At 34.6% G+C, this 5,817-nt stretch carries 7 protein-coding genes; 5 read left to right on the forward strand and 2 right to left on the reverse strand.

The annotated features are described in order from the left end of the window. Positions 1-317: 317 nt before the first annotated feature. Together AFK68_RS13835 and AFK68_RS13840 are read right to left on the reverse strand one after the other, a co-directional pair. The gene (locus tag AFK68_RS13835) at positions 318-1,052 is read right to left on the reverse strand and encodes a restriction endonuclease (RefSeq protein ID WP_094673308.1); all 735 of its coding nucleotides are present in this window, start codon (positions 1,050-1,052) and stop codon (positions 318-320) included. After that, positions 1,049-1,297, reverse strand: a complete 249-nt coding sequence (locus AFK68_RS13840; RefSeq protein WP_094673309.1) for a helix-turn-helix domain-containing protein — start codon at positions 1,295-1,297, stop codon at positions 1,049-1,051. Before AFK68_RS13840 ends, AFK68_RS13835 begins: the two co-directional genes overlap by 4 nt. A gap of 899 nt (positions 1,298-2,196) precedes the next feature. Here AFK68_RS13840 and AFK68_RS13850 point away from each other — a divergent pair. From AFK68_RS13850 to AFK68_RS13865, 5 genes are all read left to right on the forward strand, one after another. Continuing rightward, positions 2,197-2,454, forward strand: coding sequence for a hypothetical protein (locus AFK68_RS13850; protein WP_094673310.1), 258 nt, complete (start codon positions 2,197-2,199; stop codon positions 2,452-2,454). 99 nt (positions 2,455-2,553) lie between these two features. Further along, a partial coding sequence (locus AFK68_RS45135) for a sulfite exporter TauE/SafE family protein (protein ID WP_210407397.1) occupies positions 2,554-2,915 on the forward strand: 362 nt, incomplete at its 3' end. 48 nt (positions 2,916-2,963) lie between these two features. Then, positions 2,964-4,010: a sulfite exporter TauE/SafE family protein gene (locus tag AFK68_RS13855; protein ID WP_246844180.1), complete on the forward strand. Its 1,047-nt coding sequence runs from the start codon at positions 2,964-2,966 to the stop codon at positions 4,008-4,010. A gap of 277 nt (positions 4,011-4,287) precedes the next feature. Continuing rightward, positions 4,288-4,761, forward strand: a complete 474-nt coding sequence (locus AFK68_RS13860; RefSeq protein WP_210407396.1) for a hypothetical protein — start codon at positions 4,288-4,290, stop codon at positions 4,759-4,761. 192 nt (positions 4,762-4,953) lie between these two features. Then, positions 4,954-5,697, forward strand: a complete 744-nt coding sequence (locus AFK68_RS13865; protein WP_094673311.1) for a hypothetical protein — start codon at positions 4,954-4,956, stop codon at positions 5,695-5,697. The last annotated feature ends 120 nt before the right edge of the window (positions 5,698-5,817 follow it).

Genomic DNA, 5,817 nt, shown 5'->3' on the forward strand with positions numbered 1-5,817 from the left:
AATTAAGAATTAAGAATTACCTCTCCTTGAAAAGAAGAGGATTGACAAACAGGAAAATTTTTATTTATTATCCCCTATCCAAGGGGAGGCTTTGAACCAGAATATTTCGGTAATTGATAATTTATAGGTGATAATTGATTTTATTTTTGATTTTTGGAGATGTCTAATAGNCCTTGAAAAGAAGAGGATTGACAAACAGGAAAATTTTTATTTATTATCCCCTATCCAAGGGGAGGCTTTGAACCAGAATATTTCGGTAATTGATAATTTATAGGTGATAATTGATTTTATTTTTGATTTTTGGAGATGTCTAATAGTTAATTATCCTGCTTAAACTCAGTTAGTTTTTGATTAAGAGTATCTCGCCAAATATCAAAATTATACCAACCACATCCGATACATCCAGTCTCAGCATCTTTTCCAATTTTAGGTATATTATGAGGCCAATTTTCATTACCTTGATACCAGAATTTAATGCCTAATGGTGTACCCCTTTTACCAGTTTTAATACAAAATTCACAGCTTCTTGATTTTAAAAGATTATGATTACCTGCACTATCTTTTTTGAGCAATTGAAATTTTTGTTTAATCTCAGTTTCACTCATATTTAAGTTATGAGTTTCTTCAACATTTCCCCATCTTTCCATGGGAAAACGATGGTCAATAATAATTTCATGTCGCGGTCGTTGTCTTTGTTCAATCACATCTATATAGGAATAGACAGATAATATTTTTTCGACTAATTCTAAGGGAATATTAGTAGGAGCATTTGCTGCTTTAATTTTTCCTGTCCAACAATCCCATGTTGTTTGTTTTTGACAAGTATTGCAGAACTTTCTTTCTGTCTTAATTTCTAAACCAGGGCGACTTTTTGTACCTCTTTGTAATCCTTGAATACCACCTCCACCTGCATATTGTTCTGATGCTAGGTTTTTACCTTCACAACTACGACAATGCCATTCTTTATCTGATAAAAGATTAAATACTTTTAATTGAGTTGAGTTTTTTCTAAATGTAGATTTTAAGTTTTCTACTAAGTTTTGATTATTCACTCTATATTATTAGCTTCTGCCTCTAAATTATCAAGAAGTTCAGATACACTAATACCCATTCCTGCAGCTAAACTAACAAGAGCAGTTAGAGAAGGATTTCTCACACCACGTTCTAGTCCAGATATATAGGTACGATCTAAGTTAGCTCGAAATCCAAGTTCTTCTTGGGAAATTCCTAATTTCATCCGACGTTGTTTAATCAAACGACCAAGGGCAATCAGAATATTACTTTTCGACTTATCCATAACCCTATATTTTCAGACTTTGTGGATTATCAGTCTACGGACGATGTGTCACATCAAAAATCTGTTAAAATGTAAAAAATTTGATTAAGATTAGTAGGAAAATCAACAAATGACTCAAGCAATTACTCAAGAACCAACTATTTTAGAAAGTCTGAAAAAATCAACTCCTAAACAACAGCAGGAGGTGTTATATNAACAAATGACTCAAGCAATTACTCAAGAACCAACTATTTTAGAAAGTCTGAAAAAATCAACTCCTAAACAACAGCAGGAGGTGTTATATTTTCTGGAATTTTTGCCGAGTAAAAACCAAAAAGTAGAAACTTTCCCACCTGAATAAAAAACAATATCTGCTTAGGAAGTAGCTAAACAATGGGTGGGTTGTGTTGATAGTGGTATTGGAGATTTATCTGATAATAACAAAGTATCTTGATCGACCTTAAGTTAAATGAAATCAAACGTAATTTTAGATATCAGTCCGTTAGTTGCATTAGAGGATTTGTAGATGCTCAATCTACGGACGATGTGTCAGATTAAAAATATGTATAAGATGGAAATAAATTTATTAAACTTCGTAGGGAAACTAACAAATGACTCAAGCAATTACTCAAGAACCAACTATTTTAGAAAGTCNTTCCCACCTGAATAAAAAACAATATCTGCTTAGGAAGTAGCTAAACAATGGGTGGGTTGTGTTGATAGTGGTATTGGAGATTTATCTGATAATAACAAAGTATCTTGATCGACCTTAAGTTAAATGAAATCAAACGTAATTTTAGATACCAGTCCGTTAGTTGCATTAGAGGATTTGTAGATGCTCAATCTACGGACGATGTGTCAGATTAAAAATATGTATAAGATGGAAATAAATTTATTAAACTTCGTAGGGAAACTAACAAATGACTCAAGCAATTACTCAAGAACCAACTATTTTAGAAAGTCGGAAAAATTTAACTCCTAAACAACAGCAGGAGGTGTTATATTTTCTGGAATTTTTACAATTTAAAGGGCAAAAACACCACCTTTCGGATCAAGAGGAAGAAGTAATTTCAATTTTAGAAATAGCTCAAGAATTTGTTGGTTGTTTGGAAAGCGGAATAGGCGATCTATCCTTGACAAAAAAGCAACTAAAACAGCAGTCAGCTATCAGCTATTAGCTATCAGCTTTTCAATTTTTTTTTACTTTCTCAAAAGTAGCTATCAGTTATTAGCTATCAGCTCTTCAATTGACTTTAATATTATCTCCGATAAATAACGTGCTATTAGAACTATTATTATTAACAACTTTAGGATTTTTTGGCAGTTTCGGTCACTGTGTTGGAATGTGCGGACCTCTGACTGCAAGTTTTTCTCTGTCGGCAAAATCTCCAGTTTCCTCTAAAAAATGGCATCAATTTCAATTTCATACCCTACTTAACTTTGGTCGTCTCTGTAGCTATACCCTTACAGGTGCAGGTATTGGGGCGCTAGGTTCTGTATTAGTGGCAAGCGGTCATTTAGCAGGTATTGACAGCGATCTACGACGGTGGTTAGCAATAATTACAGGTTTAATGCTAATCTGGTTTGGTCTGGCAAAAGTGCAACCACAACTATTACCAAATTTACCAATATTCCACCCNTACTTAACTTTGGTCGTCTCTGTAGCTATACCCTTACAGGTGCAGGTATTGGGGCGCTAGGTTCTGTATTAGTGGCAAGCGGTCATTTAGCAGGTATTGACAGCGATCTACGACGGTGGTTAGCAATAATTACAGGTTTAATGCTAATCTGGTTTGGTCTGGCAAAAGTGCAACCACAACTATTACCAAATTTACCAATATTCCACCCTTTGAAAAAAAGCAATCTCCATAACCGCTTAAGTGCAGTCATGGTCAACCTTTCCATGGAAAACAAATGGTGGACTCCTGCACTACTAGGATTAGTTTGGGGTTTGATGCCATGTGGTTTTCTGTATGCTGCGCAAATAAAAGCAGCAGAAACAAGCAATATTTGGTTAGGTGGAGCGAGTATGTTCGCCTTTGGTTTAGGAACATTACCCTCAATGTTAGGAGTAGGAATGTTGACATCTTTTTTGAGTGCAGATAAACGCAGTCAACTATTTCAAATGGCAGGTTGGGTGAGTATTTTCGTTGGCATCATGGTAGTCATGCGAAATGGTGATATGGTTGACTATACTGGTCATGGTGCAATATTTTGTTTGATTTTAGCTTTGGTAGCGCGTCCGATAAGTCGGTTTTGGAGTCAACCTCTACGTTATCGTCGTGCTTTAGGTGTGGGAGCGTTTGTGTTGTCAATGGCGCATACAGGGCGAATGTTAGACCACAGTTTAAATTGGAATATTCAAGCGGTTTCCTTCATGTTGCCTCAACATCAGTTAGCAATATGGACTGGTGTTGTAAGTCTGGGATTAATGTTACCATTGGCGTTTACCAGTTTTGATGGAGCAGTGAAATATTTCGGTCAGTGGTGGCGAAGGTTACATTTATTGAGCGTACCAGCATTTGTATTATCTGGAGTTCATGCAGTGGCAATGGGTTCTCATTATTTGGGTTCCTTAGAATGGAGTCTAGAAAATCAGTTACGAACTGTTGTTTTGGGGATGATAATATTAGTTGTCTTGGTTGTGCGATCGCGTCGTTTTTGGTCTTTATTTTCTTTGTATAAATATTATGCTCCACCACTGGAACAAGTTAGTGATAAAATTAATAAATAGTAGTAGCGTGACACATCTAAAATGGTACAATAGTAGGGGCTAGTTTCCCCATTAAATTAACGAGTTTTTACCTAAAATCAGATAAACCCGCCACCAATCATGTTGTAGACATCATTTTGGACTGACACAGCTAATTTTATGTATTAGGGCGGGTTTATATAAATCCTAGGGTAAGCATTAAATTTTCTACTAAAACCCGCCCCTACTATTGTATTTTAGTCCAGTAGGAACGTTGGATAAAACCTCCCTAAAGCAAATTTTTTATGAGTACAAAATAATGAAAATTAGTCTTAAAATTTTATTGTTCACTTTGGCATTTTCTGTTGTTGCAAAAGCAGAAATAATTAATCATAAACTGCCAAATAAATTAATTCCTACTTACGCTCATAATGTAGAAGTATCTGAAGACGTAGCTTGTACATTTCACATTACACCTAATCACAATCCCAAGGTAGGTAAATCTTCTTTAGCTTGGTTTGCTCTGACTCGTAAGGGTGGTAAAAGTATTCCTTTTAGTCAATGTAATTGTCAGTTAAATGTTTATGCTGAACCCCGTAATTCTGACAGTCAACCAATAATGAATCCAGAATTAAAAGGGATTAATACTGAACAATATCGAGATATACCAGGAGCAGAAATTATTTTTCCCAAAGCAGGTGTTTATGATTTAGAAATTATTGGGAGTGCCAAAGATGGAACAAGTTTTAAACCTTTTAAATTTAATTATTCTGTAACTGTTACTGGTGGATAATTAATAATGGATAATGGATAATGGATAATGGATAATTGATAATTGATAATATACAGCAAATTTCAAGTAAATGATGTACAGGGTAATATAGTGAAAATATTGTAGTGCGGGCATCTTGCCCGCGAGGGTGTATCTCACGGGCAACGGCAAGCGCTGTAAATGATAGCTGATAACTAATAACTAATAACTGAAATGGGAGTAGTTTATATAGGCGATCGCGCCGTGGGAAAAACTCATTTAGCATTAGAATTGGCTAACCCCCAAGGAAACTATGTTCAGGTTTCTCTAATCAATCAAAATTATCAAAATCTCCAGGCAAACTTGCTTAATTTAGATGGTACAACTAAACCCACTAAAACTATTGAAAAATGTTCTTTAAATGTGGAAGTTAGGTTGCCTATTGGTGTTAGTAAAATTCCTGTAGATTGGATAGATTCTCCAGGAGAATTATTTCGTAGGTCGTGGCAGTCTGAACATATTAATGAATGGCAATACTTTAAAGAAATAGTGAGTAAAAGTGAGGGAATTTTTTTAATTGTTCCTCCCTATAGAGAAATTTTACAGTCTCATATTGAATCAGAAAATTATATTACCCAGCAACAATGGTGTAATAGATTTAATCGTTGGGCTGAGTTTTTTATTTATGATTGTCCTCAAGCACGACGGATTGTAATTTGTTTGAATAAAGCAGATTTAATTAATTGTGAAATTGAGCAGGAAATTGCTAAGTTGAATTATTTGCCTCATGGCTCTCGTATGAATTGGCTACAACGTCATAATTATGTTGTTAATAGTTATTTTAAACCAGTAAAATCAGAGTTAGAACAAATAAATAGAAGTCGTTCTGGTTTGTCTGTGCGATGTTTTATTACCAGTATTTATCACCGTAGTTTATTAGAATTACCTTGGATATATTTGGCAAGTTATTTAGTCTGAGAGAATAAATAATGATTTTCGGGCCGTTTTTGAGAATCAGATTTAGGTGTTAACCGCGAACGAGTCGAAACTATTAGGGAAAAATTAAACGAACTTAAAACAAATACTTAGGAATTTTTT

The sequence above is a fragment of the Hydrocoleum sp. CS-953 genome, from assembly GCF_002260545.1.
Taxonomy (GTDB): domain Bacteria; phylum Cyanobacteriota; class Cyanobacteriia; order Cyanobacteriales; family Microcoleaceae; genus Trichodesmium.